The following is a 25,798-nucleotide window of genomic DNA, read 5'->3' as shown; positions in this document are numbered from 1 at the left end:
CACTGCGAAGAAGGTAGACAGTGAAGCGGTTTATGGAAAGAGCTTAGATCAAATTAGCGCTCGGATCGGGATCGAGAAGGCCGAGCATGCTGTCTTCCTCCGGGATCTCCGCTATTTCGACCGCTGATCGCAACGGGTAGGGGACGATTGTGGCAATCGTCGCGCTCAGGCAAAGAAGCCGCGTCTTTTTCAGCTGCTGCAGATGCCTGGATAATGCATCGAGGCCGAAAAAACGTCTGGCGGTGTGGCTGGAGTAGAAGAGCACTGCATCGACGGGAACGTCGCTGAAAAGGCGCTGCAGCAGTGTTTCAGGCGGCTCAACCGGCTCCATGCGGTAGCATTCGATGCAGTCGAACGGGACGCCGTGCAGGGAGAGCTGCTTTTCGAAGCCTGACGCGCGGGGGGAGCCTGCGAGATAGGTCAGCGGACGATCACCCAGTAAGGATTTCTTGCTGGCCACGAGATCGGCAAGTTCGGCGCCATCGCCACGGGAATGGTGGACAGTGGTGAAACCGGCTGCGACTGCCTTTTCGGCGGTTGCCTTGCCGACGGCAAAGAGCGGTCGTCCGAAATGTGCGGAGAGTGCCGGGCCGATGGCTTGCAATGCACGGAGCGCCTCTGCGCTGGTGACGGCAATGGCGCCATTTGCGTTGTCCAGTGCCGCCGATGCGGCCTTGGGATCGTGGACTGCTGCCGTCAGCGGAAGAAGGAGCGCCTCATGGCCGCGTGCTTCGAGCTTTTTCGCGGTGCGCTCGCCCGATGCTGCGGGACGGGTGACGAGCACGCGCATCTGTCAGCTCCAGCTGTTGAAAAAGGTCGGACCGGCCTTGTCGCGCACCGCCTCGCCGGCGGCAGCGCCAAGGGCTTCGGCATCCGAGCGCCGGCCTTCGACGGTGATGTTGTGCTCGATGCGACCGTCCGGGGTGAGAATCATGCCGAAAAAGCGCAGGTTGTCGCCGTCGCAGGTGGCGTAGCCGGCAATCGGCGTTCGGCAGGAGCCGTCGAGCGTCGCGAGGAAGCCGCGCTCGCAGGAGACGGTGTCGAAGGTGGGGATGTCGTTGATCGGCGCAAGCAACGCGTCGGTCCTGATGTCTCCGACCCGGCTTTCGATGGCGATTGCGCCCTGCGCCGGCGCCGGCGGAAAGGCGTCGGGGTCGAGTATCTCGGTAAGCACGTCGAACTTGCCCAGTCGCTTCAGCCCGGCCACGGCCAGAAGCGTGGCATCGGCCTGGCCTTCGTGCAACTTGCGCAGCCGCGTGTCGACTGCGCCGCGAAAGACGATGACATTGATATCCGGCCGGATGCGGCGGATCAGCGCCTGCCGACGTAGCGAGGCAGAGCCGACCGTTGCGCCCTGCGGCAATTCCATCAGGCTCGGCGCCGTTCGGCCGATCACGGCATCCCTGATATCTTCGCGTGGCAGGAAGGCGGAGAGATAGAGGCCTTCGGGCAGATTGGTGGCTATGTCCTTGGCCGAATGCACGGCAAAGTCCAGGTCCTCGGTCAAAAGCCGCAGTTCGAGTTCCTGGGTGAACAGCCCCTTGCCGCCGATTTCAGCCAGCGAACGGTCGGTAATGCGGTCGCCCATCGTCGTCATGACGACGATCTCGAACATTTCCGGGGGCAGGCCATGGGCGGCAATCAGCCGGTCTCGCGCCTCGTGGGCCTGGGCCAGCGCAAGCGGACTACCGCGTGTGCCGATCCGGAAAGGTTTCGTTTGCATCCGTATTGATCCGTTGTTACCGACAGTTCTCGTAAACAGGTTTAGACTGCACCGCAATCCGACGTTCAGGTTCCATGACGCCCTTTCTCCGCATTCTCGGCATCGAAACAAGCTGCGACGAAACCGCCGCTGCCCTTGTCGAACGCCGTTCGGACGGGCAGTGCTCTGTATTGTCCGACGTCGTTCTCAGCCAGATGGAGGAGCACAGCGCCTATGGCGGCGTGGTCCCCGAAATCGCGGCCCGCGCCCATGTCGAGGCGCTTGATACGCTCATCGAAGAAGCATTGAAACGCGCCAATGTGTCGCTTGCCGACGTCGATGCTATTGCCGCCACGTCCGGCCCCGGCCTCATCGGCGGTCTGCTGGTCGGGCTGATGACGGCGAAGGCGATGGCGCGTGCCTCGGGCAAGCCGCTCTATGCCATCAATCATCTCGAAGGACATGCGCTGACGGCGCGCCTGACCGATGGGCTGGCCTTTCCCTATCTCATGCTGCTGGTCTCCGGCGGCCATACGCAACTGATCCTGGTGCGCGGCGTGGGCGTCTATGAGCGCTGGGGCACGACGATCGACGACGCGCTCGGCGAAGCCTTCGACAAGACGGCCAAGCTGCTGGGCCTGCCCTATCCCGGCGGTCCGGCGGTGGAAAAGGCGGCAAAAACCGGTAATGCCGACCGGTTCGTCTTTCCCCGGCCGCTGGTCGGTGAAGCGCGGCTCGATTTTTCCTTTTCCGGCCTGAAGACTGCCGTGCGGCAGGCCGCAATGGAGATCGCGCCGCTTTCGGATCAGGATATCGCCGATATCTGCGCCTCCTTCCAGAAGGCCATTTCGCGGACACTGAAGGATCGCATCGGGCGCGGGCTGCAACGCTTCAAGGCCGAGTTTCCGCAGTCCGTTGATCTTCCGGCGCTGGTCGTTGCCGGCGGTGTTGCTGCCAATCTCGAATTGCGCCGGACCCTGCAGGAGCTATGCAACCAGCAGGGCTTCCGTTTCATCGCTCCGCCGCTGCATCTTTGCACCGACAATGCCGTGATGATCGCCTGGGCCGGCCTCGAGCGGATGGCAACGGGTGAACCTGCCGACGATCTCTCGGTCGCGCCGCGCTCGCGCTGGCCGCTGGATGCCAATGCTGCAGCGCTGATCGGCCATGGCCGGCGGGGCGCGAAATCATGAGTGGGATGGAGCGCATCGCGGTTATTGGTGCTGGCGCCTTCGGAACGGCGCTGGCCTCCGTCATCGCCCAGGCCGGGCGCCACGAGGTGGTGCTCGTCGGCCGGGATGCGGCGCTGATGGCCAAACTTGCCGCCGAGCGCCGGCACGAAGCGGCTTTGCCCGGCATTGCGCTTCCGGAAGGTCTCACCTTTTCCGCCGAACCGGATGCGGTTTCCCATGCCGATATCGTGTTGTTTGCGATGCCCTCCCAGGCACAGGCAGATGCAGCGCGACAGTATGGAAGATACCTCTCGAAGGATGCCGTCGTCGTTACGTGTGCCAAGGGTATCGATCGTGTTTCCGGCTCGCTGTTGACGGAAATGCTGGAACGCGAATTGCCACATCATGCCATCGCTGTACTTTCAGGCCCCGGTTTTGCCGCCGATATTGCCAAGGGCCTGCCGACGGCAATGGCTGTCGCCGCCGGGGACATGGCCGATGCCGAACGGTTGGCGCAGGCGATATCGGGGCGGACATTTCGGCTCTATGCTTCCGATGACCGGATCGGCGTGCAGCTTGGCGGCGCGCTGAAGAATGTGCTGGCGATTGCCTGCGGCATCGTCGAAGGCCGTGGCATCGGCGATTCGGCCCGAGCGGCTCTGATCAGCCGGGGGCTGGCCGAGATGTCGCGCTTCGTCGGCGCGCAGGGCGGTCAGGCGGAGACGGTGCGTGGCCTCTCCGGCCTCGGCGATCTCGTCTTGACTGCGACCAGCCACCAGTCGCGCAATCTGCGGTTCGGCATCGCGCTTGGTCGCGGCGAGCTTCAGGATCCGGCGCGGGGGGGGCTGGTCGAAGGCGCGCTTGCCGCTTCCGTCGCCGTTCGGCTTGCCGCCGAACTCGGCATCGCCATGCCGATCACCGAAGCGGTTGCGGCCATTATCGACGGCACGCTCGATATTTCCGACGCCATCGAGCAGTTGATGACGCGGCCGATCACCACCGAATAGATCTGACCACAAAACAGGAGCAAACCCATGCTTTTCGCTTTTCTCTGCAAGGACAAACCCGACCATCTGCATGTCCGCATGGACACCCGCCCTGCCCATGTTGAGCATCTGAACAAGCTGAATGACGAGGGCACGCTGAAGATGGCTGGCCCGTTCCTCGGACCGGATGAAAAGCCCTGCGGCAGCCTGGTGATCGTCGAAGCGGCATCGCTCGCCGATGCGCAGGCCCTGGCCGATGCCGATCCCTATGCCAAGGCCGGCCTGTTCGAAAGCGTCGAGGTCAAGCCCTTCAACTGGGTATTTAACAAGCCGGAGGCGTGATCGTGGCTCACTGGCTATTCAAATCCGAACCGAAGACCTGGGGCTGGCAGGCGCAGAAGGATGCGGGCGAGGCCGGCACCGAATGGACCGGCGTGCGCAACTATCTAGCGCGCAACCACATGCGGGCGATGAAGATCGGCGACAAGGGCTTTTTCTACCACTCGAACGAAGGGCTCGAGATCGTCGGTATCGTCGAGGTCTGTGCCTTGTCGCATCCGGATTCCAGCGCCAATGGCGATCCGAAGTGGGATTGCGTCGACATCCGCGCCGTCTGCGATATGCCGAAGCCGGTGACGCTGAAGGATGTCAAGGCGAGCGAGAAGCTGGCGAAAATGTCGCTGGTGACCTCGATGCGGCTGTCCGTGCAGCCGGTCACCGACGAGGAATATCTGGAGGTCTGCCGGATGGGCGGCCTCGACAATCCGCCCCGCTGAGCCGCGAGTGAAGACCGAGCCGGAAGCCTTTATCCGCGCCAACACCGATGTGATGGCGCCGCCGCATGTGCCTGAGATCCGGCTCCATCTGGCGAGCGAAGCCCATGACCTCTGGCTGAAGACCGAGGAGGAGCTGCAGGAGATCGGCCTGCCACCACCGTTCTGGGCCTTTGCCTGGGCGGGAGGCCAGGGCCTGGCGCGTTTCGTGCTCGATAACCCCGATGTCGTCGCCGGCAAGCGTGTGGTGGATTTTGCCAGTGGATCGGGGCTGGTGGCCATTGCCGCCGCACATGCGGGTGCTGCAAAGGTGCTGGCGGTGGATATCGATCCGTGGGCGGAAACGGCAGTGCGGCTGAATGCTGCGGAAAATCGGGCCGATATCGGGTTTTCCGGCGATGATATCGTCGGCCTTCCCGTCGACGCGGACGTGCTGCTCGCTGGCGACGTGTTCTACGATCGCGAATTTGCAGACCGGCTCGTCCCCTGGCTATCGGCACTCACCTCCCGGGGCATCGTCGTTCTCGTCGGCGATCCCGGGCGAGCCTACCTGCCGAAAGCGGGTCTCACATTCCAGGCGACCTATGAAGTGCCGGTCACGCGCGCCCTCGAGGACAGCGACATCAAGAAGACGACCGTGTGGCAGTTCTCCGCAGACTGACGATCAGGGCCTGATGACGCAGACGCCGTTTTCGTAGGCGCAGCCGTTGCGCGTGCGGGCGACATCGATGATTTTTGCGCGCGGCGCCATGACAGGGGCGCTCGACCCGGTGTAGCCGCCGTCGCCATAGCCAGTGATGTAGGTGCCGCCATTGGCTTGGTAGACATCCACCGAGCCTGCGTAATTGCTGATGAAACCATAGTCCGGCTGACGGCGCTCGATGACGGCGATGCCACCGCCACGCCGCGCCGAAAAGTCCCGGGACGCCAGCATCCGGAAATGGTTTCTACGCATGTGCCCGTCGGTAAATTGCCGCTCCGGCGCATGGCTGCGATAACCGCTGGGATCGAAACGGCTGTGTTCATGGCCCTGGCGCGGGCTGCGATCGTAGGCGTAGAAGCGATGTCCACCGGCCTCGCGGTTCCGAAAGCCGGAGGCGTGCGCTCCCTGATGGAAAACGGTCCGGCCGTGGCCGTGGTAGTCGTTCGCCAGAACAGGCAACGCCAGGGTTCCGCTCAGTGCTGCTGCGCCAAGGATCGTACCGATTCGCGAGAAAACACCAGGCATGCCGGCCTCCGGACAAATAACCGTTAACAAAAAGTTAAGGAAGAGTGCCGGAAGTGGAAGACCAAGTCCACGCAGCGGGCGACAAATCCACCCGGATGGTTAACTCGCAACAGAGTAATACGGCGAAATCGGCGTGTGGATGACGTCAATCGATTAAATTTTCTATGGACTGCAATAGTGCTTGTCGGCAGGCATTTCGGTGATTAAACCACGCGATTGATGCAACGCACATAGGACTTTGTCATTCGTGTGTTGCCCGGGATTGCCCGCATTGGAAGCGCATCGTAACGCCGCGAGGTCTTGATGGCGAACGTCACACATAATCGGCCTATATCGCCGCATCTTCAAATCTACAAACTCATCCCGACCATGGCCATGTCGATCATCCATCGCATTACCGGTGGCGCGCTCTACGTCGGCACGCTTTTGGTCGTCTGGTGGCTTGTCGCCGCCGCGTCGGGCCAGTTTTATTTCGACTGGGCCAACTGGTTTCTCGGCACGATCATCGGCCGGCTGATCCTGCTTGGCTATACCTGGGCGCTGCTGCACCACATGCTCGGCGGCTTCCGCCATTTCATGTGGGATCTCGGCTACGGCTTCGAGAAACATTTCTCCACGAAGCTCGCTATTGCAAACCTGGTCGGTTCGCTCTGTCTTACCGCCATCGTCTGGGCCGTCGGCCTGGCGATGCGTTTCTGAGGGTTCTGATCATGGATATGCGCACCCCTCTCAGCCGCGTTCGCGGTCTCGGTTCGGCCAAGGACGGCACGGAGCATTTCTGGCGCCAGCGGCTGACGGCCGTCGCCAACGTGCCGTTGTTTATCTTCTTCGTCGTCTTCCTGATGATTTACGCCGGCGCACCTTATGCTGTTGTCGTGCACGCGCTGTCGAACCCGTTCGTCGCCGTGATCTTCGCGCTGATGGTGATTTCGGGCGTGATCCACATGCGGCTCGGCATGCAGGTGATCATCGAGGACTACGTCCATGGCGAAGTCGGCAAACTCGTCTTCCTGATGCTCAACACGTTCTTTTCGATCGTCGTCGCTGGGCTCTGTCTCTTCGCCATTCTGAAAATCGCGTTCGTAGGATAATTGCATCATGGCACCAACCTCACCCAATCAGAATGGGCCCGAACGGACCGGCAAGGACTACAAGTACGTCGACCACTCCTATGACGTGATCGTCGTCGGTGCTGGCGGCGCGGGTCTCCGCGCCACGCTCGGCATGGCCGAACAGGGCTTCAAGACCGCCTGCATCACCAAGGTATTCCCGACCCGCTCGCACACCGTGGCCGCTCAAGGCGGTATCGCTGCATCGCTCCGCAACATGACGCCGGATAGCTGGCAGTGGCATCTCTACGACACCGTCAAGGGCTCCGACTGGCTCGGCGACGTTGATGCCATGCAGTATCTGACGATGGAAGCGCCTAAGGCCGTCTACGAACTCGAGCACTACGGCGTGCCCTTCTCGCGCAATGAAGAGGGCAAGATCTACCAGCGGCCGTTTGGCGGCCATATGCAGAATTACGGCGAGGGCCCGCCCGTGCAGCGTACCTGCGCTGCTGCCGACCGTACCGGCCACGCCATCCTGCACACGCTTTACGGACAGTCGCTGAAGCACAACGCCGAATTCTTCATCGAATACTTCGCCCTCGACCTGATCATGTCGGAAGACGGCTCGAAGTGCATCGGCGTCATGGCCTGGTGCCTCGACGATGGAACCATCCATCGCTTCTCCGCCAAGATGGTGGTGCTTGCGACCGGCGGGTACGGTCGTGCCTATTTCTCGGCAACGTCCGCCCATACCTGCACCGGCGACGGCGGCGGCATGGTGGCGCGTGCCGGCCTGCCCCTGCAGGACATGGAATTCGTGCAGTTTCATCCGACCGGCATCTACGGCGCCGGCTGTCTGATCACTGAAGGGGCGCGCGGCGAAGGCGGCTATCTCGTCAATTCGGAAGGCGAGCGCTTCATGGAGCGCTATGCTCCATCAGCCAAGGACCTTGCCTCGCGCGACGTCGTATCGCGCTGCATGACGCTGGAAATCCGCGAGGGGCGTGGCGTCGGCAAGAACAAGGACCACATCTACCTGCACCTCGACCACCTCGATCCGGCTGTTCTTAACGAGCGTCTGCCGGGCATTTCGGAATCGGCAAAGATCTTTGCCGGCGTCGACGTGACGCGCGAGCCGATCCCGGTCCTGCCGACGGTGCACTACAACATGGGCGGTATCCCGACGAACTACTGGGGCGAAGTGCTGAATGCGGACAGTGAAAATCCGGAACGCATCCTTCCGGGCCTCATGGCTGTCGGAGAAGCCGGCTGCGCATCGGTGCATGGCGCCAATCGCCTTGGATCCAATTCGCTGATCGACCTCGTCGTCTTCGGACGTGCTGCTGCCATCCGGGCTGCCGAAGTCATCGATCGCGCTGCGCCGATCCCTCAGCTCAACCTGGCTGCCTGCGAAAAGATCATGGATCGCTTCGACAAGCTGCGGTTCTCCAATGGTCATACACCGACATCGGTGCTGCGCGAAAAGATGCAGCATGCCATGCAGGACGACGCTGCCGTATTCCGTACGCAGGAATCGCTGGCCTCGGGCTGCGAGCGGATGTCGGCGATCTGGAAGGAGCTTTCTGACGTAAAGGTCACCGACCGTTCGCTGATCTGGAACTCCGATCTGGTCGAAACGCTTGAACTGCACAACCTGATGGCCAACGCGATCACCACGATCTACGGCGCGGAAGCCCGCAAAGAAAGCCGCGGCTCGCATGCGCGGGAAGACTTCACCGACGGCCCATTCGGCGGTCGCGACGACGTCAACTGGCGCAAGCACACGCTCTCGTGGGTCAACGATGCTGGCGAGGTAAAACTCGACTATCGCCCGGTTCACACCGAACTGATCGCCGAGGGCATGGATCCGCAGAAGATCAAGCCGAAGGCGCGTGTGTATTGATTTGAGAGGAACTGGACATGGTTGAACTCGCTCTCCCCAAGAACTCTCAGATGCGCGAAGGCAAGGTCTGGCCGAAGCCGCAGGGTGCAACGAACACGCGCGAACTGCGGATCTATCGCTGGAGCCCGGACGACGGTCAGAACCCGAGCATCGATACCTTCTACATCGATGTCGATAACTGCGGGCCGATGGTGCTGGATGCCCTGCTTTACATCAAGAACAACATCGACCCGACGCTGACGCTGCGCCGCTCCTGTCGCGAGGGGATCTGTGGCTCCTGCGCCATGAACATCGACGGCACCAATACACTCGCGTGCACCAAGGGGCTGGACGAAGTGAAGGGTACCGTCAAGGTCTACCCGCTGCCGCACCTTCCTGTGGTGAAAGACCTGGTTCCTGACCTGACGAACTTCTATGCCCAGCACCGCTCGATCGAGCCCTGGCTGAAGACCGTATCGCCGGAGCCCGCGAAGGAATGGAAGCAGAGCCATGACGACCGCCAGAAGCTGGACGGTCTTTACGAGTGCATCCTGTGTGCCTGCTGCTCGGCCTCCTGTCCGAGCTACTGGTGGAACGGCGACCGGTATCTCGGTCCGGCCGTCCTGCTGCAGGCTTATCGCTGGCTGATCGATTCACGCGATGAGGCCACCGGTGAACGCCTCGACAATCTGGAAGATCCGTTCCGGCTTTATCGTTGCCACACGATCATGAATTGCGCCCAGACCTGCCCGAAGGGCCTGAACCCGGCCAAGGCGATTGCCGAGATCAAGAAGATGATGGTCGAGCGGCGCGTCTAGTCGCTTACTCTCACGATCGCGCTACAAGCCGCCCTCATGTTGATATGAGGGCGTCTTTCGTTCAGACGTCTGGAAAAATGCGCCAAATTTGTCCCATGACTGCGGCAAGGGCAGCAGCCCGCGACAATTTCTCCTTGTGCTCACTTGATTCATCAATGCCTTTCACGATAATTCCGCCGTGATTGCGCGCCAACGTCGGGGCAGGCTGGGCTATTTCAGGAGTTTCCTAATGCGATTCAAATATGCTGCGACGGCTGCAGTTATCGGTGTGGCGCTGGCGGGTTGCCAGCGGACGGGTTACAACAACGATTATGGCTCCGCTTCGCCAGCCTATTCCCCGCCGCCGATCCAGGCCGCGCCCGTTGGGCAGGTCCAGTCCAGCCAGCTTCCATCCCCGACCGGTACCGGCTCGCAGTTTCCAGCCCCTCCGTCGGCAAATCCGGGTGCAGGCGCGCCGCAGCAGAATGCAGCGCTTGCCGCCTCCGGCCTCGATGTCACCAAGGAATCGATGGTCGGCAGCTGGAAGGTCGGCAATGGCGGCACCAGCTGCGACATGTTCCTGACACTCACCAATCTCGGCAGCGGATCGCGCGGCGGTACTCGTGGCTGCGTCGGTGAACTGACGACGATGGGATCCTGGGAAGTGGCCGGCAAGCAGGTCGTTCTAAAGGACCGCAGCGGCAACCAGCTGGGTTCGGTTTACAAGACGGCCGACTCGCGCTTCACCGGCACCACGGCCTCTGGCCAGCCGATCACGCTTAGCCGCTAAGTCTGCGGCCCACCGGCCATCTTTCGACGCGCGAGGCGGATTTTTCCATGCAGCCTATGCCTGACTACTCGATCAGCGTCAGCGAAAAGTTGAAATCGCTGACGGCTTCCGGTTCGCTGCAGGTGGATGCAGCGCAGATGGATGTTGCAAAACATCTTGACCGGGTGCTGGCCGCTCTCAAGCAGCGGCGGCCGGCTGCGAAGTCCAGCGCGCTCGGATGGCTGTTTGCGGCGCGCAAGAAGCCCGAGCCTATCCGCGGCCTCTACATTCACGGCAGCGTCGGGCGCGGCAAGACGATGCTGATGGACATGTTCTTCGCAATGGCGCCGTCCAAGAAGAAGCGGCGGGCGCATTTCCACGAGTTCATGGCTGATGTCCATAACCGCATCGCTGCTCATCGGCTGAAGATCAAGAATGGCGACACGAAGCTTTCCGATCCGGTACCGCCTGTCGCCGCCGATCTGTTTGCCGAGGCGGAACTGTTGTGCTTCGACGAATTCAGCGTCACCGACATCGCCGATGCGATGATCCTGTCGCGGCTGTTTTCAGAACTGTTCTCGCTCGGCTGCGTTCTTGTCACCACGTCCAACGTCGAGCCGGATAACCTTTACCGCGAGGGGCTCAATCGTTCGTTGTTCACGCCGTTCATCACGCTTTTGAAGACTTATGTCGACGTGGTGACGCTGGATTCGCCGACCGATTACCGCATGGAAAAGGACGACAGCCAGCCTGTCTACCTGACGCCACTGAACGCCGAAACCGACAAGGCGATGGATGCGGCCTGGGCGCGGGCGATTCACGGCCGCACGGCACAGCCAGTCGAGATCCAGAGAAAGGGCCGGACCGTCCATGTGCCGGCTGCCGTCGACAGGCTGGCGCGGTTTTCATTCGCCGATCTCTGCGAGGCTCCGCTAGGAGCCGGAGATTTTCTCGCCATCGCGGCCCGTTTCGACACGATCTTTATCGATCGCATTCCGGAGCTTGGACCGGAAAAGCGCAATCAGACCAAGCGTTTCATCATTCTGATCGATACGCTTTACGATCACGCCATCCATGTGACGATCTCCGCAGCAGCGATGCCGGAGGCACTTCTCGTGCAGCGGCGTGGAACCGAGGGTTTTGAATTCGACCGCACGGCCTCACGCCTTTTCGAGATGCGAAGCGCCGAGTATCTCGCCCAGATTCGATCCAAGTCAGCGGCCGAATAACGATATGGTGACAATAATTCTTACGTTTACGTAAGAGTTTTTCTATCTAACCGATTGAATTTTAACGTCACAAAATAATCAATTGCCATTTTTGGCCGTTGGGTCTATGCGATTGGCGGCCGTGGTCGATGCTTCAAAGTGTCGCGCCATCGTTTTCGATCGCAAAGGATATCCCGAAATGGCGCGTAACAAAATCGCACTCGTTGGTTCTGGCATGATTGGTGGCACGCTGGCGCATCTTGCCGGCTTGAAGGAGCTGGGCGACATCGTCCTCTTCGACATCGCGGACGGCATTCCACAGGGCAAAGGCCTTGATATTTCCCAGTCTTCGCCGGTCGAAGGCTTTGACGTCAACCTCACCGGCGCCAGCGACTACTCGGCGATCGAGGGTGCTGATGTCTGCATCGTCACCGCCGGTGTCGCTCGCAAGCCCGGCATGAGCCGCGACGATCTGCTCGGCATCAACCTCAAGGTGATGGAGCAGGTCGGCGCCGGCATCAAGAAGTACGCCCCGAACGCTTTCGTCATCTGCATCACCAACCCGCTCGACGCGATGGTCTGGGCCCTCCAGAAGTTTTCCGGCCTGCCGGCCAACAAGGTCGTCGGCATGGCCGGCGTGCTGGATAGCTCGCGCTTCCGCCTGTTCCTTGCCAAGGAATTCAACGTGTCCGTCCAGGACGTTACCGCCTTCGTGCTTGGTGGCCACGGTGACACGATGGTGCCGCTAGCGCGCTATTCGACGGTCGGCGGCATTCCGCTGACGGACCTCGTCACCATGGGCTGGGTCACCAAGGAGCGCCTCGAGGAAATCATCCAGCGCACCCGTGATGGCGGCGCCGAAATCGTCGGCCTGCTGAAGACCGGTTCGGCTTATTACGCTCCTGCTGCCTCTGCCATCGAAATGGCTGAGTCCTACCTCAAGGACAAGAAGCGCGTGCTGCCTTGCGCCGCGTATCTTTCCGGCCAGTACGGCGTCAACGACATGTATGTCGGCGTGCCGACTGTCATCGGTGCCGGCGGCATCGAGCGGATCATCGAGATCGACATGAACAAGGCTGAAAAAGAAGCCTTCGACAAGTCTGTCGCTGCCGTCGCCGGTCTCTGCGAAGCATGCATCAACATCGCGCCTTCGCTAAAATAAGTTTGGCGCTGAAATAAGCGTCGCGTTCCAATAGGGATAGATCCATGAATATTCATGAATATCAGGCCAAGGCTCTGCTGAAGAGCTTTGGTGCACCGGTGGCAGAAGGTGTTGCCATCTTCAACGCATCGGAAGCCGAGGCAGCCGTCAAGCAGCTTCCGGGCCCGCTTTACGTCGTCAAAAGCCAGATCCATGCCGGCGGTCGCGGCAAGGGCAAGTTCAAGGAACTGCCGCCGGAAGCCAAGGGCGGCGTTCGTCTCGCAAAGTCGCTCGAGGAAGTCCAGGCTTTCGTCAAGGACATGCTCGGCAACACGCTGGTAACGGCCCAGACCGGCGAAGCCGGCAAGCAGGTCAACCGCCTCTACATCGAAGACGGCGCCGACATCGACCGCGAGCTTTACCTCTCCATCCTGGTCGACCGTGCCGTTGGCCAGGTCTCCTTCGTCGTTTCGACCGAAGGCGGCATGGACATCGAGACCGTTGCCCATGACACCCCGGAAAAGATCATCAACGTCGCAATCAACCCGACGACGGGCGTCACCGCGGCAGACGTCGCCAAGCTCAGCGATGCGCTGAAGCTCGAAGGCGAAGCTCGCCAGGACGCTGAAAAGCTGTTCCCGATCCTCTACAAGGCCTTCGTCGAAACCGACATGGCTCTGCTCGAAGTCAACCCGCTGATCGTCATGACCAACGGCCGCCTGCGCGTTCTCGACGCCAAGGTATCGTTCGACGGCAACGCGCTGTTCCGTCATGAAGACATCGTTGCGCTTCGCGACACCAGCGAGGAAGACGAGAAGGAAATCGCCGCTTCCAAGTACGATCTGGCCTACGTTGCCCTCGATGGTAACATCGGCTGCATGGTCAATGGCGCCGGTCTTGCCATGGCCACCATGGACATCATCAAATTGTATGGCGCAGAGCCTGCCAACTTCCTCGACGTCGGCGGTGGCGCGACGAAGGAAAAGGTTACGGCAGCCTTCAAGATCATCACGGCCGATCCTGCCGTGAAGGGCATCCTGGTCAACATCTTCGGCGGCATCATGAAGTGCGATGTCATTGCCGAAGGCGTTCTGGCTGCCGTCAAGGAAGTCGGCTTGCAGGTCCCGCTCGTTGTCCGCCTCGAAGGCACGAACGTTGCGCTTGGCAAGAAGATCATCAACGAGAGCGGTCTCAATGTCATTTCCGCCGACGACCTGGACGATGCCGCCCAGAAGATCGTCGCAGCCGTGAAAGCAGCTTAAAACCATGGCCAAATCCCCGAAGAACCCCAATCGCCAGCCTTTCGGCCCGAACGAGACAGATGCCAATCTGTGCTACTTCGTCTGCTGGGACAGCGAGTACGACAGCGAAGACGGTACTGCCGAGCGTTGGGCGCATTTCACGCACAATGATGACGCGCAGGCCTACTTTGCCGAGAAGATCAAGGATGCCGATCTTTTCGTCTGGAAGGGCGAGCTGGGCATCTCCCAGGTCGACCAGCATTACGACTGGTTCCGTACACAGTGGTCCAAGAACCTCGAGGCGCACCTGACGCAAAAGTCGACCGCCGGCAAAGGCTACCGCTTTTCCAATGACGCCTTTGAGGCATTCGATCCCCTCGAGTTCGAGGAAGAGGAAGACAACTAATGTCCATTCTGATTAACAAAGACACGAAGATCCTGGTTCAGGGTCTGACCGGCAAGACCGGCACGTTCCACACCGAGCAGGCGCTGGCCTACCACGGCACCAAGATGGTTGGCGGTATCAACCCGAAGAAGGGTGGCGAGACCTGGAGCGGTTCGGCCGGCGAATCCCTGCCAATCTTTGCAACCGTTGCCGAAGGCAAGGAAGCAACCGGCGCCGACGCATCGGTCATCTACGTGCCGCCAGCCGGCGCTGCTGCCGCCATTCTCGAAGCCATCGAAGCCGAGATCCCGCTGATCGTCTGCATCACGGAAGGCATCCCGGTTGCCGACATGATCAAGGTCAAGGCTCGCCTGGACGCCTCCAAGTCGCGCCTCATCGGCCCGAACTGCCCAGGCGTGATGACGCCTGACGAATGCAAGATCGGCATCATGCCGGGCTCGATCTTCAAGAAGGGCTCCGTCGGCGTCCTGTCGCGTTCGGGCACGCTGACCTACGAAGCCGTTTTCCAGACGACCAACGAAGGCCTCGGCCAGACGACGGCTGTCGGCATCGGCGGCGACCCGGTCAAGGGCACCGAGTTCATCGACATCCTAGAAATGTTCCTGGCTGACGAAGAAACCAAGTCGATCATCATGATCGGCGAAATCGGCGGTTCTGCAGAAGAAGACGCGGCGCAGTTCATCAAGGACGAAGCCAAGCGTGGCCGCTCCAAGCCAATGGTCGGCTTCATCGCTGGCCGCACGGCCCCTCCCGGACGCACCATGGGCCATGCCGGCGCCGTGATCTCTGGCGGCAAGGGTGGCGCTGAAGACAAGATCGCAGCCATGGAAGCCGCAGGCATCCGTGTCTCGCCGTCTCCGGCCCGCCTCGGCAAGACGCTGGTTGAAGTCCTCAAGGGCTGATCCGATATAGAAGGGCAGGGACATCAGCCCCTGCCCATTTCGATTTCAGGGCATCTGCCCGAATGACTGCCGCCACTGGCGGATGAAAATTGAAATGCGGCCGCCGGAAATGACCGGCAATCCATTCAAGTCGGGAGGCGGACCAGCGTCCGCAGATCACCATGGCAAGACAAGAAGCCAACGAGCAATTTCAGATCACGTCGTTTCTGGACGGCGCCAACGCGGCCTATATCGAGCAGCTCTATGCCCGCTACGAGGCGGACCCCAAGTCTGTCTCCGACGAGTGGCAGTCTTTCTTCAAGGCGCTGGACGACAATCCGAGCGACGTGAAGCGGGCAGCCAAGGGCGCCTCCTGGCAGAAGAAGAACTGGCCGATCGCGGCCGGCGGCGATCTGGTCTCGGCGCTTGACGGCAACTGGGGCGTGATCGAGAAGGTCGTCGAGACCAAGGTCAAGGCCAAGGCCGAAGCAGCCGGCAAGCCGACCGACGGTGCCGACATCATCCAGGCGACCCGCGACTCGGTGCGCGCCATCATGATGATCCGCGCCTACCGCATGCGCGGCCATCTGCACGCCAAGCTCGATCCGCTCGGCATTGCCGCTCCGGTCGAGGATTATCACGAGCTGTCGCCCGAGGCTTATGGCTTCACCGAGGCCGACTACGACCGCAAGATCTTCATCGATAACGTGCTTGGCCTTGAATACGCCTCGGTCCGCGAAATGATCGAGATCCTCGAGCGCACCTATTGCTCGACGATCGGCGTCGAATTCATGCACATGTCGAACCCGGAAGAGAAGGCCTGGGTCCAGGAACGCATCGAAGGCAAGGAAAAGGGCGTCGCGTTTTCGCCTGAAGCCAAGAAGGCGATCCTGCAGAAGGTCATCGAAGCCGAAGGCTACGAGCAGTTCCTCGATGTCAAGTTCAAGGGCACAAAGCGCTTCGGCCTCGACGGCGGCGAATCGCTGATCCCGGCGCTGGAGCAAATGCTGAAAAGCGGCGGCGCGCTCGGTGTGCGCGAAGCCGTGTTCGGCATGGCCCACCGCGGCCGTCTGAACGTGCTGTCCCAGGTCATGGGCAAGCCGCACCGCGCCATCTTCCACGAGTTCAAGGGCGGCTCCTATGCGCCCGACGAAGTCGAAGGCTCCGGCGACGTGAAGTACCATCTCGGTGCCTCCTCCGACCGCGATTTCGACGGCAACAAGATCCACGTCTCGCTGACGGCCAACCCTTCGCATCTCGAAATCGTCGACCCTGTCGTCATGGGCAAGGTCCGCGCCAAGCAGGACATGGGCGCCACCGTCTGGGAAGGCGACACGATCCCGCTTTCCGAGCGCGCTAAGGTCATGCCGTTGCTCATCCATGGCGATGCGGCCTTTGCCGGCCAGGGTGTGATTGCTGAAATCCTTGGCCTCTCCGGCCTTCGCGGCCACCGCGTCGCCGGCACCATGCACGTCATCATCAACAACCAGATCGGCTTCACCACCAATCCGGCCTACTCGCGCTCGTCGCCCTATCCGTCCGACGTCGCCAAGATGATCGAGGCACCGATCTTCCACGCCAACGGTGACGATCCGGAAGCCGTCGTTTACGCGGCCAAGGTCGCGACCGAATTCCGCATGAAGTTCCACAAGCCTGTCGTCCTCGACATGTTCTGCTACCGTCGCTACGGCCATAATGAAGGCGACGAACCGTCCTTCACGCAGCCGAAGATGTATAAGGTCATCCGTGGTCACCAGTCTGTCCTGCAGCTCTATTCGGCCCGCTTGATCGAAGAAGGCGTCGTCTCGCAGGAAGACGTCGACAAGATGAAGGCCGACTGGCGCGCGCATCTCGAGGAAGAGTTCGAGGCCGGCCAGCACTACAAGCCGAACAAGGCCGACTGGCTGGACGGCCAGTGGTCGGGCCTTCGGACCGCAGACAATGCAGACGAACAGCGCCGCGGCAAGACAGCCGTGCCGATGAAGACGCTGAAGGACATCGGCCGCAAGCTGTCCGAAATTCCGGAAGGCTTCAACGCGCACCGGACGATCCAGCGCTTCATGGAAAACCGCGCCAACATGATCTCGTCGGGCGAAGGCATCGACTGGGCAATGGCAGAAGCGCTGGCTTTCGGCGCTCTTTGCGTCGAGGGCACCAAGATCCGCCTCTCTGGCCAGGACTGCGAGCGCGGCACGTTCTCGCAGCGCCATTCCGTGCTCTACGATCAGGAAACCGAGCAGCGTTACGTGCCGCTTGCCAACCTGTCGTCGACCCAGGGACGCTACGAAGTCATCAATTCGATGCTCTCGGAAGAGGCCGTTCTCGGCTTCGAATACGGTTACTCGCTGGCCCGTCCGAATGCTCTGACGCTTTGGGAAGCCCAGTTCGGCGATTTCGCCAACGGTGCGCAGGTGGTCTTCGACCAGTTCGTATCGTCGGGCGAGCGCAAGTGGTTGCGCATGTCGGGCCTGGTCTGCCTGCTGCCGCACGGCTACGAAGGTCAGGGCCCCGAGCATTCGTCGGCACGTCTGGAGCGCTTCCTACAGCTTTGCGCAGAAGACAACATGCAGGTCGCCAACGTTACGACGCCGGCTAACTATTTCCACATCCTGCGTCGCCAGATGAAGCGCGACTTCCGCAAGCCGCTGATCATGATGACGCCGAAGTCGTTGCTGCGTCACAAGAAGGCTGTGTCGGGGCTCGCCGAAATGGCCGGAGAATCCTCTTTCCACCGGCTGCTGTGGGACGATGCCGAAGTCATCAAGGACGGACCGATCAAGCTGCAGAAGGACGCCAAGATCCGTCGCGTCGTCATCTGCTCCGGCAAGGTCTACTATGACCTTCTCGAAGAGCGCGAAAAGCGCGGCGTTGACGATGTCTACCTGCTGCGCATCGAACAGCTTTATCCGTTCCCGGCAAAGGCGCTGATCAACGAACTCAGCCGCTTCCGCAACGCGGAAATGGTCTGGTGCCAGGAAGAGCCAAAGAACATGGGCGCCTGGTCGTTCATCGATCCTTATCTGGAATGGGTGCTTGCCCATATCGACGCCAAGTACCAGCGCGTCCGCTACACCGGCCGTCCGGCCGCCGCATCGCCGGCAACGGGCCTGATGTCGAAGCATCTGGCGCAACTGGCAGCCTTCCTCGAGGATGCGCTCGGCGGTTAAGAACGAAGCGGAGGGGATGTCTCGATATATCCCCTCCGCACAGCATACGATTGAAGACGTCGCCTGCCGGGCTCCGTCAGACCACCCTTCGGCCGCTGCCGGAGCGCCGTCCCACCGATAACGATCAAAATTCAGGATTTGAACATGGCCACTGAAATTCGCGTACCCACCCTCGGCGAGTCCGTCAGCGAGGCGACCGTCGGTACCTGGTTCAAGAAGGTTGGCGACGTCATCAAGGTCGACGAGCCGCTTGTCGAACTCGAGACCGACAAGGTGACGATCGAAGTACCATCGCCGATTTCAGGCACACTTTCGGAAATCGTTGCCCAGGCCGGCGAGACGGTTGGTCTCAACGCGTTGCTCGGTCAGATCTCTGCCGGCGGCGCTGGCGCTGCGGCGGCCCCTGCTGCTCCGGCTGCTGCTGCCCCTGCCAAGGCCGAGCCTGTTGCGGCCACTGCGCCTGCCGCTTCCGTCTCTGCCCCGGCTGCTCCCGCCGCACCGACATCGATGCCACCGGCTCCGGCTGCTGCAAAGCTGATGGCCGAAAACAACGTTGCTGCCGATCAGGTTGACGGTTCCGGCAAGCGTGGCCAGGTCCTGAAGGGTGATGTGATCGCTGCTGTCGCCAAGGGCCTTTCGACGCCTGCTGCTGCCGAGCCTGCCAAGGCCGCGCCGCGCGCACCGACTGCCGTCGAGGATGCGCCGCGCGAAGAGCGCGTCAAGATGACCCGTCTGCGCCAGACGATCGCCCGTCGCCTCAAGGATGCGCAGAACACCGCTGCCATGCTGACCACCTACAACGAGGTGGACATGACGGCCGTCATGGCGCTCCGTACGAAGTACAAGGACATTTTCGAGAAGAAGCACGGCGTCAAGCTCGGCTTCATGGGCTTCTTCACCAAGGCCGTCACGCACGCCCTGAAGGAACTGCCCGCCGTCAACGCCGAGATCGACGGCACCGACATCATCTACAAGAACTATTGTCACGTCGGCATGGCTGTCGGCACCGACAAGGGCCTCGTTGTTCCGGTCATCCGTGATGCCGACCAGATGACCGTTGCGGAAATCGAGAAGGACCTCGGACGTCTTGCCAAAGCTGCGCGCGATGGCACGCTGTCGATGGCCGACATGCAGGGCGGCACGTTCACCATCACCAACGGCGGTGTCTACGGCTCGCTGATGTCCTCGCCGATCCTCAACGCACCGCAGTCCGGTATTCTCGGCATGCACAAGATCCAGGAGCGCCCGGTCGTTGTCGGCGGCCAGATCGTCATCCGCCCGATGATGTATCTCGCCCTGTCCTACGATCACCGCATGGTCGACGGCAAGGAAGCTGTTACCTTCCTGGTCCGCGTCAAGGAAAGCCTCGAAGATCCGGAACGCCTCGTTCTCGATCTCTAAAACTGAACAGCAGGGCCGCATCTGGCGGCCCGCTTGCCCTCCGGAAAGTCTAAATGTCCTTTCAAATCACCTATCTGCTCTGGAGCGCGGCGCTGGCTTTCGCCTATCTGACGGCGCAAGCAACCGCGTTTCGCCTGCAGATCGGCGTCAAGGCGGCCAATTCGACCCGCGACGACGAGCCGGAACCCAACCTCCTGACGGGCCGGGCGACGCGCGCGCTGCGCAATTTCCAGGAAACCTATCCCATCTTCATCGCGCTCAGCGTGGTGGCGATCTTTGGCAATCACGACGATGCGCTGGTGTCCTGGGGCACCGCTCTGTGGTTCTGGGCACGTTTTGCATATCTGCCGGCCTACATGCTGGGCCTCAGCCCTTACCGTTCGTGGATCTGGACGGTGTCGTTCATCGGTCTCGTGCTGATGTTCGTCGGCCTTTTCTGGTGACGTGATATGGGCAGCGACCGTCCCGTGCTTCTCGTCACCGGCGGCAGCCGCGGAATAGGCGCAGCTATCGCGCTCTCCGCAGCGAAGCAGGGTTTCGCCGTGGTCGTCAACTACGCGACGAACCGAAGCGCGGCCGAAGCCGTGGTCGATGAGATTGCAAGCAACGGCGGGCAGGCTGTCATTGCCAAGGGCGACGTCGGAAGTGCTGCCGGGATAGCCTCGATGTATGCAGTCGTCGATACTCATTTCGGCCGCATCGACGGCCTGGTCAACAATGCCGGTGTCGTCGATATGACCGCGCGGGTGGATGAGATGTCCTGGGACCGGCTCGAGCGGATGTTTCGCATTAATATCACCGGCTCCATCTTTTGTGCGGGCGAAGCCGTCAGGCGGATGTCGACAAGGCATGGCGGCAAGGGCGGTGCAATCGTCAATATTTCCTCTGTGGCAGCGACGCTCGGCTCGCCGGGCCAGTATGTCGACTATGCCGCCTCCAAGGGCGCAATCGACACATTCACGACGGGTCTCGCCAAGGAAGTGGCGGCAGAGAATATCCGCGTGAACGCTGTGCGGCCGGGTATCATCGACACAGAGATCCATGCTTCCGGCGGACTTCCGGATCGGGCGCGGGATCTGGCCCATCTGGTGCCTATGCAGCGGCCGGGCGAGGCGCAGGAGATTGCCGATGCGGTGTTGTTCCTGTTGTCACCGTCGGCTTCCTATATTACGGGTGCCATCCTAGACGTCAGCGGCGGGCGCTGAGAGGGGGGCAAATATGCAATATCTGTTCGAATTCCTGGGCCTGATGGCGGTGTTCTCCATCTTCATCGTCGTGCCCGGCGCCGATTTCGCCGTCGTCCTGCGCCAGAGTGTCGTCCATGGCCGTCGGGCTGCCATGATGACCGGCGTCGGCATGGGCTTTTCGCTGCTGTTTCACATCAGCTACACCATCCTCGGCCTCGGCCTGATCGTCTCCAAATCGCTGTTGCTGTTCAGCGTGATCAAATGGGCCGGTGTTGCCTACCTCGTCTATCTCGGCATCAAGTCGTTCCGGGAACCGGGTTTCAAGGTTGCCGATATCGAGGTGACGGAAGGCGACCGCAAGCCGGTGTCTGCCTGGCGATGCCTGGCAACAGGCTTCATCACCAATGCGCTGAACCCGAAGCCCGTGCTGTTCTTTCTGTCGCTGTTTTCGACCCTGGTGCACCACGACACGCCTGCGCTCATCCAGTTCAGCTATGGCATCGGCATGGCGACGGCGCTCGTTGCCTGGTTCGCCGCAGTCTCGGTATTCTTTACCGTCAAGCCGATCCGCGATCGCTTCATTGCGGGCGGAAAATGGTTCAACCGTATCACCGGAGCGGCCTTGGTCGGCTTCGGCCTTCGTCTCGCCCTGGCGCGCGCCGCCGACTAACCGGAAAAATCCAAGAGGAATTCTCGATGTCTTATGATGTGATCGTTATCGGAACCGGCCCTGGCGGCTATGTCTGCGCCATCAAGGCAGCACAGCTGGGCATGAAGGTCGCTGTCATCGAGAAGCGCGCCACGTTTGGTGGCACCTGCCTCAACATCGGCTGCATTCCCTCCAAGGCGCTGCTGCATGCCTCCGAGATGTTCCACCAGGCCGGTCACGGCATGGAAGCGCTCGGCATCGAGGTCGCTGCCCCAACCCTGAACCTGCCCAACATGATGGCTCACAAGGATGCCACCGTGAAGTCGAACGTCGAGGGTGTCGCGTTCCTGTTCAAGAAGAACAAGATCGACAGCTTCATCGGCTCAGGCAAGATCGTTTCGGCCGGCAAGGTTTCGGTCACCGGCGATGATGGCCAGGTCCAGGAAATCGAAGGCAAGAACATCGTTATCGCCACCGGCTCGGACGTTGCGGGCATTCCGGGCGTCCACGTCGATCTCGATGAGAAGATCATCATTTCATCTACCGGCGGCATCGCACTGGAGAAGGTCCCGGCGACGATGATTGTCGTCGGCGGCGGCGTCATTGGGCTCGAGCTCGGCTCCGTCTGGTCGCGTCTCGGCGCCAAGGTCACTGTCATCGAATATCTCGACACCATCCTCGGCGGCATGGATGGCGAGGTGTCGAAGCAGTTCCACCGCCTGCTCGCCAAGCAAGGGATGGACTTCCACCTGGGCGCTAAGGTTACCGGCGTCGAGAAGTCGGCGACGGGCGCCAAGGTCACCTTCGAGCCGGCCAAGGGCGGCGAAGCGACCTCGCTCGATGCAGACGTCGTGCTGATTGCGACCGGCCGCAAGCCGTATACGGCCAACCTCGGCCTCGAAGAAGCCGGCGTCGCGCTCGACAACCGGGGCCGTGTCGAGATCGACCACCACTTCGCGACCAATGTTGCCGGCATCTATGCCATCGGTGACGTCGTCAAGGGTCCGATGCTCGCCCACAAGGCGGAAGACGAAGGCGTCGCGCTGGCAGAAATTCTCGCTGGCCAGGCCGGCCACGTCAACTACGACGTCATCCCGAGCGTCGTCTACACCCAGCCGGAAGTCGCTTCCGTCGGCAAGACCGAGGAAGAACTCAAGGCTGCTGGCATCGCCTACAAGGTCGGCAAGTTCCCGTTCAGCGCCAACGGCCGCGCCCGCGCGATGCTGGCAACGGATGGCTTCGTCAAGATTTTGGCCGACAAGGAAACCGACAAGGTCCTCGGCGGCCACATCATCGGTTTCGGCGCCGGCGACATGATCCATGAAATCGCCGTGCTGATGGACTTCAGCGGCTCGGCAGAAGACCTCGGCCGGGTTTGCCACGCCCATCCGACAATGTCGGAAGCCGTCAAGGAAGCGGCCATGGCTGCCGCCTTCAAGCCGATCCATATGTAAAATCGAAGGGAGCGCCAAGGCCTCTCGCCCTGGCGCTCCTGCTCGTGTTTCGACGCCAGCCAACTGCAGGCATGGGAAAGCGCGTCGCGCCTGATGTGGCCGAACGTGATGGGGAAATGGCAAGCAGCCGGGTGGCTGGTGTTGTTTGTGTCGGGGTTTGGCTGCCTGCCGATCGTTGCGATTTGACGATATCGATACGGAGGTGCCGACTTCCGTTACCCGATATCCCGATCACTCAGCCCAACGCATTGTGATCATCGCTTCCAACCATCATCGGACACCGGATATCGTTCCGTTGGAGCGACCGGTTCGCGACCCGGCTTCCCCATCCTTTGACCGTTGCAGTATAGGCCCACCGGCGGTCATGGGGATGAAACAAGCCTCGAAAATCTGTAAGAACTTGATTTGACTGCGTGAAAAAATAAATCACGCTGGATTTATCCCCCATGCCGAAAACTGTGTTATGGGGCCGTAAATTTGTTCAGGTGAGACGCTCCTCGAGCCGCCAGATCAATCAACCACCGTCAGCGTAAAGCCCTGCTTGCGGAAGAGTTCGACCAGTCCCTGCTCGCCCGACAGGTGCAGGGCGCCGACGGCCATGAAGACGTTGCCGTTCGCAAGGATCGGTGCGGCGCGCTCGGCCATGACCTTGTTGCGGTCGAGGATGATGCGCTGCTCAAAGGTGGCGTAATCGCCGTCGCTATCGGTATCCTCGCCATCGGGCGTGACGACCTTCAGCATCGCCATCGTCGCTCCGGCATTGCCGGACAGGTAGAGATCGGTCATCGTCTCGACGACGTCGTTCATTTTGTCGCCGAGCTGCAGGGTTTCGATCAGCGATTTCAGATGGAAGGCGGCTGGCAGGTCGGCCATGGCCTGCAACTGCTCGACGAGCGTTTCCAGCCCCTTAACCTGCTTGCCGGCTGCGGCCGCGTCGTTGGCGATCTTCTGGTCGAGGAATTGCGCACCCTTGGCTTTGCGTGAGAGTTCGCAGGACGGCAATGCGACGACGCTGGAGATCATCCATGGCTGCATATGCGACACCGCGCCCAGCGTGATGCCGCGCTTTGCTAGGCCGGCCTCGAGTTTGGCGGCGTCGGCTGGCGGCAGCAGCGAGTTGATCGTTGCTCCGTTGGCGAGCATGGTGAGGTCCGGGCGGGCAAGGATCGCCATCGTCGCCTTCTTTTCATCGAGTATTTCGTCGGATTCGACGATGATCGTGTCGGCCTTGGCGTCCGCTTCTGCCGCGCCTTTCGGCATGACCAGCACGCGCGGATCGGTGACGTGCATGGTGCCGAGCAGCCAGGAGGTCTTCACTCCGGGCTTTTCGATCTTCCAGAAAATGCTGTGCCCGTTCGCGACCTTGTCACCGTCAGCGAGGAAAGACGCGTATTTCGCCGGATCGTTTTTCTGCAGTTCGGCAAGCAGGTTCCTGCCGCCGCAGGCCGCATCGTCGTCGGCATGGGCGGGCGCAAAAGAAGCCAGCGTGACAACCAGCGTGACGGCGAATGCAAGAGGCAGGGACGCCGCCGCCCAGAAGCCGGCGTTGCCGAGCGTCGAAAGGATGGCGGGCCGGGTCTTCTGGCGGTAGACTGATGTCATGACGATCTTTCAGCGGACGGGATCTGCATCTGCTCTACCCCGCGCGGAGCGGATATTCTCTTAACGCATTCGGTTAACCGAAGTTTAAGCCCGGGGATGGGCGCGATCATAGACTTCGAGCAGGCGGGCGGAATCGACGCCGGTGTAGACCTGCGTCGTCGACAGGCTGGCGTGGCCGAGCAGCTCCTGGATGGTGCGAAGATCGCCACCGCCGGCCAGCAGATGGGTTGCAAACGAGTGTCGCAGCGCATGTGGTGTTGCCGTTTCCGGCAAGTTGAAAGCGCTGCGTAATTTCTGCATGCCGCGCTGGATAAGGCCGGGATGCAACTTTCCGCCGCGAGCGCCGCGAAACAGCGGCAGGGCCGGGTCGAGATGGTAGGGGCAGAGCTGCTTGTACCGCTCCACGGCATCGACGACGACGGCCAGCAGCGGCACGATGCGCATTTTGTTGCCCTTGCCGGTGATGCGCAGCGATGTCGCGCCGGGGCGCAGATCGTCCGGCATGAGATCGAGCGCTTCCGAGATGCGCAGCCCGCAGCCGTAAAGCAGCGTCAGCACGGCGGCGTCCCGCGCGGCGATCCAGGGTTCCTCGTGCATCTGGGCTTCGTCGCTGACGACATTGATGGCCTGGCTGTCGGACAGTGGCTTCGGCAGAGATTTCGGTTGCTTCGGCGAGCGGACGGCAGCGGCGCCGGCAGCGTTCACCAGCCCTTTTTTCTCCAGGTAACGCAGGAGAGAGCGCAATCCGGCGAGATTGCGGCCCAGCGAGCGTGCACCGGCGCCATCGCGTCGGCGGTTCGCCAGAAAGGCGCGGAAATCGGCCGGGCGCAGGGCCTGGATGTCCTTCAATGTGGTCGGGCCGGCAAGGTGGCCAGTGAGGAAAAACAGGAACTGGCGTGTATCGCGCTCATATGCGTCCAGCGTGTGGGCGGATAGCCTGCGCTCGCTGCGGAGCGCTTCCAGCCATTTCTGGCGCTCGTCCAGAAGCTGGGGATGGGCCATGATCAGGATCTCGCCCACGGTAAACCTCTTGAATTCCAATTTAAGGCTGCCACTTTGCTTCAAGGAGAGTTATGGAATCGCTAACGTTCCGGCTGGCG

The 25,798-nt window shown here is 61.3% G+C and carries 26 protein-coding genes; 21 read left to right on the top strand and 5 right to left on the bottom strand.

Annotated features, from left to right (window positions below; all coding sequences use genetic code 11):
• Positions 1-43: 43 nt before the first annotated feature.
• Complete coding sequence (locus J5289_RS00585; protein WP_209207510.1) at positions 44-790, bottom strand: uroporphyrinogen-III synthase; 747 nt, start codon at positions 788-790, stop codon at positions 44-46.
• Between the two features lie 3 nt (positions 791-793).
• On the bottom strand, positions 794-1,723 hold the full coding sequence (hemC, locus tag J5289_RS00580) for a hydroxymethylbilane synthase (RefSeq protein ID WP_209185262.1): 930 nt from the start codon (positions 1,721-1,723) through the stop codon (positions 794-796).
• Between the two features lie 74 nt (positions 1,724-1,797).
• On the opposite strand from hemC, the gene tsaD reads away from it, so the two are divergent.
• The 5 genes from tsaD to J5289_RS00555 are packed head-to-tail and all read left to right on the top strand — an operon-like array spanning position 1,798 to position 5,294.
• Positions 1,798-2,895, top strand: a complete 1,098-nt coding sequence (tsaD, locus tag J5289_RS00575) for a tRNA (adenosine(37)-N6)-threonylcarbamoyltransferase complex transferase subunit TsaD (protein WP_209185261.1) — start codon at positions 1,798-1,800, stop codon at positions 2,893-2,895.
• The gene (locus J5289_RS00570; protein ID WP_209185260.1) at positions 2,892-3,881 is read left to right on the top strand and encodes an NAD(P)H-dependent glycerol-3-phosphate dehydrogenase; all 990 of its coding nucleotides are present in this window, start codon (positions 2,892-2,894) and stop codon (positions 3,879-3,881) included. The genes tsaD and J5289_RS00570 overlap by 4 nt, the downstream gene beginning before the upstream one ends.
• A gap of 27 nt (positions 3,882-3,908) precedes the next feature.
• Positions 3,909-4,202 (top strand): YciI-like protein, encoded by a 294-nt coding sequence (locus tag J5289_RS00565; protein WP_209185259.1) that lies wholly within the window; start codon positions 3,909-3,911, stop codon positions 4,200-4,202.
• Between the two features lie 2 nt (positions 4,203-4,204).
• Positions 4,205-4,636: an EVE domain-containing protein gene (locus J5289_RS00560; RefSeq protein ID WP_209207511.1), complete on the top strand. Its 432-nt coding sequence runs from the start codon at positions 4,205-4,207 to the stop codon at positions 4,634-4,636.
• A 7-nt stretch (positions 4,637-4,643) separates the two neighbouring features.
• Positions 4,644-5,294: a methyltransferase gene (locus tag J5289_RS00555; RefSeq protein ID WP_209185258.1), complete on the top strand. Its 651-nt coding sequence runs from the start codon at positions 4,644-4,646 to the stop codon at positions 5,292-5,294.
• A gap of 3 nt (positions 5,295-5,297) precedes the next feature.
• On the opposite strand, the gene J5289_RS00550 is transcribed toward J5289_RS00555, so the two are convergent.
• Complete coding sequence (locus J5289_RS00550) at positions 5,298-5,861, bottom strand: hypothetical protein (protein WP_209185257.1); 564 nt, start codon at positions 5,859-5,861, stop codon at positions 5,298-5,300.
• A 303-nt stretch (positions 5,862-6,164) separates the two neighbouring features.
• Here J5289_RS00550 and sdhC point away from each other — a divergent pair, with 303 nt between their 5' ends.
• From sdhC to lpdA, 16 genes are all read left to right on the top strand, one after another.
• Positions 6,165-6,560: a succinate dehydrogenase, cytochrome b556 subunit gene (sdhC, locus tag J5289_RS00545; protein WP_209185256.1), complete on the top strand. Its 396-nt coding sequence runs from the start codon at positions 6,165-6,167 to the stop codon at positions 6,558-6,560.
• An 11-nt stretch (positions 6,561-6,571) separates the two neighbouring features.
• A complete protein-coding gene (gene sdhD, locus J5289_RS00540; RefSeq protein ID WP_209185254.1) occupies positions 6,572-6,952 on the top strand; it encodes a succinate dehydrogenase, hydrophobic membrane anchor protein in 381 nt (126 codons plus the stop codon).
• A 7-nt stretch (positions 6,953-6,959) separates the two neighbouring features.
• A complete protein-coding gene (gene sdhA / locus J5289_RS00535) occupies positions 6,960-8,816 on the top strand; it encodes a succinate dehydrogenase flavoprotein subunit (protein WP_209185253.1) in 1,857 nt (618 codons plus the stop codon).
• A 17-nt stretch (positions 8,817-8,833) separates the two neighbouring features.
• Positions 8,834-9,613, top strand: a complete 780-nt coding sequence (locus J5289_RS00530; protein WP_209185252.1) for a succinate dehydrogenase iron-sulfur subunit — start codon at positions 8,834-8,836, stop codon at positions 9,611-9,613.
• Between the two features lie 229 nt (positions 9,614-9,842).
• Positions 9,843-10,382, top strand: coding sequence for a protease inhibitor Inh/omp19 family protein (locus J5289_RS00525; protein WP_142824710.1), 540 nt, complete (start codon positions 9,843-9,845; stop codon positions 10,380-10,382).
• Between the two features lie 47 nt (positions 10,383-10,429).
• Positions 10,430-11,590, top strand: a complete 1,161-nt coding sequence (gene zapE / locus J5289_RS00520; protein ID WP_209207512.1) for a cell division protein ZapE — start codon at positions 10,430-10,432, stop codon at positions 11,588-11,590.
• Positions 11,591-11,768: 178 nt separating this feature from the next.
• Positions 11,769-12,731, top strand: coding sequence for a malate dehydrogenase (gene mdh / locus J5289_RS00515; RefSeq protein WP_209207513.1), 963 nt, complete (start codon positions 11,769-11,771; stop codon positions 12,729-12,731).
• 44 nt (positions 12,732-12,775) lie between these two features.
• Positions 12,776-13,972, top strand: coding sequence for an ADP-forming succinate--CoA ligase subunit beta (gene sucC / locus J5289_RS00510; protein ID WP_142824713.1), 1,197 nt, complete (start codon positions 12,776-12,778; stop codon positions 13,970-13,972).
• Positions 13,973-13,976: 4 nt separating this feature from the next.
• Positions 13,977-14,357, top strand: coding sequence for a hypothetical protein (locus J5289_RS00505; RefSeq protein ID WP_209185251.1), 381 nt, complete (start codon positions 13,977-13,979; stop codon positions 14,355-14,357).
• Positions 14,357-15,259: a succinate--CoA ligase subunit alpha gene (sucD, locus tag J5289_RS00500; protein ID WP_142824715.1), complete on the top strand. Its 903-nt coding sequence runs from the start codon at positions 14,357-14,359 to the stop codon at positions 15,257-15,259. Before J5289_RS00505 ends, sucD begins: the two co-directional genes overlap by 1 nt.
• Before the next feature lie 161 nt (positions 15,260-15,420).
• Positions 15,421-18,405, top strand: coding sequence for a 2-oxoglutarate dehydrogenase E1 component (locus tag J5289_RS00495; protein ID WP_209185250.1), 2,985 nt, complete (start codon positions 15,421-15,423; stop codon positions 18,403-18,405).
• A gap of 144 nt (positions 18,406-18,549) precedes the next feature.
• Positions 18,550-19,806 carry a 2-oxoglutarate dehydrogenase complex dihydrolipoyllysine-residue succinyltransferase gene (gene odhB, locus J5289_RS00490; RefSeq protein WP_209185249.1) on the top strand — a complete coding sequence of 419 codons (1,257 nt, stop codon included), beginning with the start codon at positions 18,550-18,552 and terminating at the stop codon, positions 19,804-19,806.
• Between the two features lie 53 nt (positions 19,807-19,859).
• Positions 19,860-20,249 carry an MAPEG family protein gene (locus tag J5289_RS00485; protein ID WP_142824718.1) on the top strand — a complete coding sequence of 130 codons (390 nt, stop codon included), beginning with the start codon at positions 19,860-19,862 and terminating at the stop codon, positions 20,247-20,249.
• A gap of 6 nt (positions 20,250-20,255) precedes the next feature.
• Entirely contained in the window at positions 20,256-21,011 is a 756-nt protein-coding gene (locus tag J5289_RS00480; RefSeq protein ID WP_209185248.1) for an SDR family oxidoreductase, read from the top strand.
• 13 nt (positions 21,012-21,024) lie between these two features.
• The gene (locus J5289_RS00475; RefSeq protein ID WP_209185247.1) at positions 21,025-21,663 is read left to right on the top strand and encodes a LysE family translocator; all 639 of its coding nucleotides are present in this window, start codon (positions 21,025-21,027) and stop codon (positions 21,661-21,663) included.
• A 26-nt stretch (positions 21,664-21,689) separates the two neighbouring features.
• The gene (gene lpdA, locus J5289_RS00470; protein ID WP_209185246.1) at positions 21,690-23,096 is read left to right on the top strand and encodes a dihydrolipoyl dehydrogenase; all 1,407 of its coding nucleotides are present in this window, start codon (positions 21,690-21,692) and stop codon (positions 23,094-23,096) included.
• Between the two features lie 510 nt (positions 23,097-23,606).
• On the opposite strand, the gene J5289_RS00465 is transcribed toward lpdA, so the two are convergent.
• Both J5289_RS00465 and J5289_RS00460 read right to left on the bottom strand, forming a co-directional pair.
• Positions 23,607-24,698: a TraB/GumN family protein gene (locus J5289_RS00465; RefSeq protein ID WP_209185245.1), complete on the bottom strand. Its 1,092-nt coding sequence runs from the start codon at positions 24,696-24,698 to the stop codon at positions 23,607-23,609.
• Positions 24,699-24,782: 84 nt separating this feature from the next.
• A complete protein-coding gene (locus tag J5289_RS00460) occupies positions 24,783-25,718 on the bottom strand; it encodes a tyrosine recombinase XerC (protein WP_209185243.1) in 936 nt (311 codons plus the stop codon).
• Between the last annotated feature and the right edge of the window lie 80 nt (positions 25,719-25,798).

The organism is Rhizobium sp. B230/85 (genome assembly GCF_019355735.1).
In the GTDB taxonomy this organism is placed as follows: Bacteria; Pseudomonadota; Alphaproteobacteria; order Rhizobiales; family Rhizobiaceae; genus Rhizobium; species Rhizobium rhododendri.
This window is presented reverse-complemented; position numbering and strand designations above follow the sequence as displayed.

Coding starts and splice junctions, on each gene's coding strand:
- J5289_RS00550 (WP_209185257.1), bottom strand. CDS start 5,861: ATGCCTGGTGTTTTCTCGCGAATCGGTACGATCCTTGGCGCAGCAGCA.
- J5289_RS00525 (WP_142824710.1), top strand. CDS start 9,843: ATGCGATTCAAATATGCTGCGACGGCTGCAGTTATCGGTGTGGCGCTG.
- mdh (WP_209207513.1), top strand. CDS start 11,769: ATGGCGCGTAACAAAATCGCACTCGTTGGTTCTGGCATGATTGGTGGC.
- J5289_RS00485 (WP_142824718.1), top strand. CDS start 19,860: ATGTCCTTTCAAATCACCTATCTGCTCTGGAGCGCGGCGCTGGCTTTC.
- sdhC (WP_209185256.1), top strand. CDS start 6,165: ATGGCGAACGTCACACATAATCGGCCTATATCGCCGCATCTTCAAATC.
- zapE (WP_209207512.1), top strand. CDS start 10,430: ATGCAGCCTATGCCTGACTACTCGATCAGCGTCAGCGAAAAGTTGAAA.
- hemC (WP_209185262.1), bottom strand. CDS start 1,723: ATGCAAACGAAACCTTTCCGGATCGGCACACGCGGTAGTCCGCTTGCG.
- J5289_RS00465 (WP_209185245.1), bottom strand. CDS start 24,698: ATGACATCAGTCTACCGCCAGAAGACCCGGCCCGCCATCCTTTCGACG.
- J5289_RS00585 (WP_209207510.1), bottom strand. CDS start 790: ATGCGCGTGCTCGTCACCCGTCCCGCAGCATCGGGCGAGCGCACCGCG.
- J5289_RS00505 (WP_209185251.1), top strand. CDS start 13,977: ATGGCCAAATCCCCGAAGAACCCCAATCGCCAGCCTTTCGGCCCGAAC.
- sucC (WP_142824713.1), top strand. CDS start 12,776: ATGAATATTCATGAATATCAGGCCAAGGCTCTGCTGAAGAGCTTTGGT.
- sucD (WP_142824715.1), top strand. CDS start 14,357: ATGTCCATTCTGATTAACAAAGACACGAAGATCCTGGTTCAGGGTCTG.
- J5289_RS00480 (WP_209185248.1), top strand. CDS start 20,256: ATGGGCAGCGACCGTCCCGTGCTTCTCGTCACCGGCGGCAGCCGCGGA.
- J5289_RS00475 (WP_209185247.1), top strand. CDS start 21,025: ATGCAATATCTGTTCGAATTCCTGGGCCTGATGGCGGTGTTCTCCATC.
- lpdA (WP_209185246.1), top strand. CDS start 21,690: ATGTCTTATGATGTGATCGTTATCGGAACCGGCCCTGGCGGCTATGTC.
- sdhD (WP_209185254.1), top strand. CDS start 6,572: ATGGATATGCGCACCCCTCTCAGCCGCGTTCGCGGTCTCGGTTCGGCC.
- J5289_RS00570 (WP_209185260.1), top strand. CDS start 2,892: ATGAGTGGGATGGAGCGCATCGCGGTTATTGGTGCTGGCGCCTTCGGA.
- tsaD (WP_209185261.1), top strand. CDS start 1,798: ATGACGCCCTTTCTCCGCATTCTCGGCATCGAAACAAGCTGCGACGAA.
- sdhA (WP_209185253.1), top strand. CDS start 6,960: ATGGCACCAACCTCACCCAATCAGAATGGGCCCGAACGGACCGGCAAG.
- J5289_RS00495 (WP_209185250.1), top strand. CDS start 15,421: ATGGCAAGACAAGAAGCCAACGAGCAATTTCAGATCACGTCGTTTCTG.
- J5289_RS00565 (WP_209185259.1), top strand. CDS start 3,909: ATGCTTTTCGCTTTTCTCTGCAAGGACAAACCCGACCATCTGCATGTC.
- J5289_RS00530 (WP_209185252.1), top strand. CDS start 8,834: ATGGTTGAACTCGCTCTCCCCAAGAACTCTCAGATGCGCGAAGGCAAG.
- odhB (WP_209185249.1), top strand. CDS start 18,550: ATGGCCACTGAAATTCGCGTACCCACCCTCGGCGAGTCCGTCAGCGAG.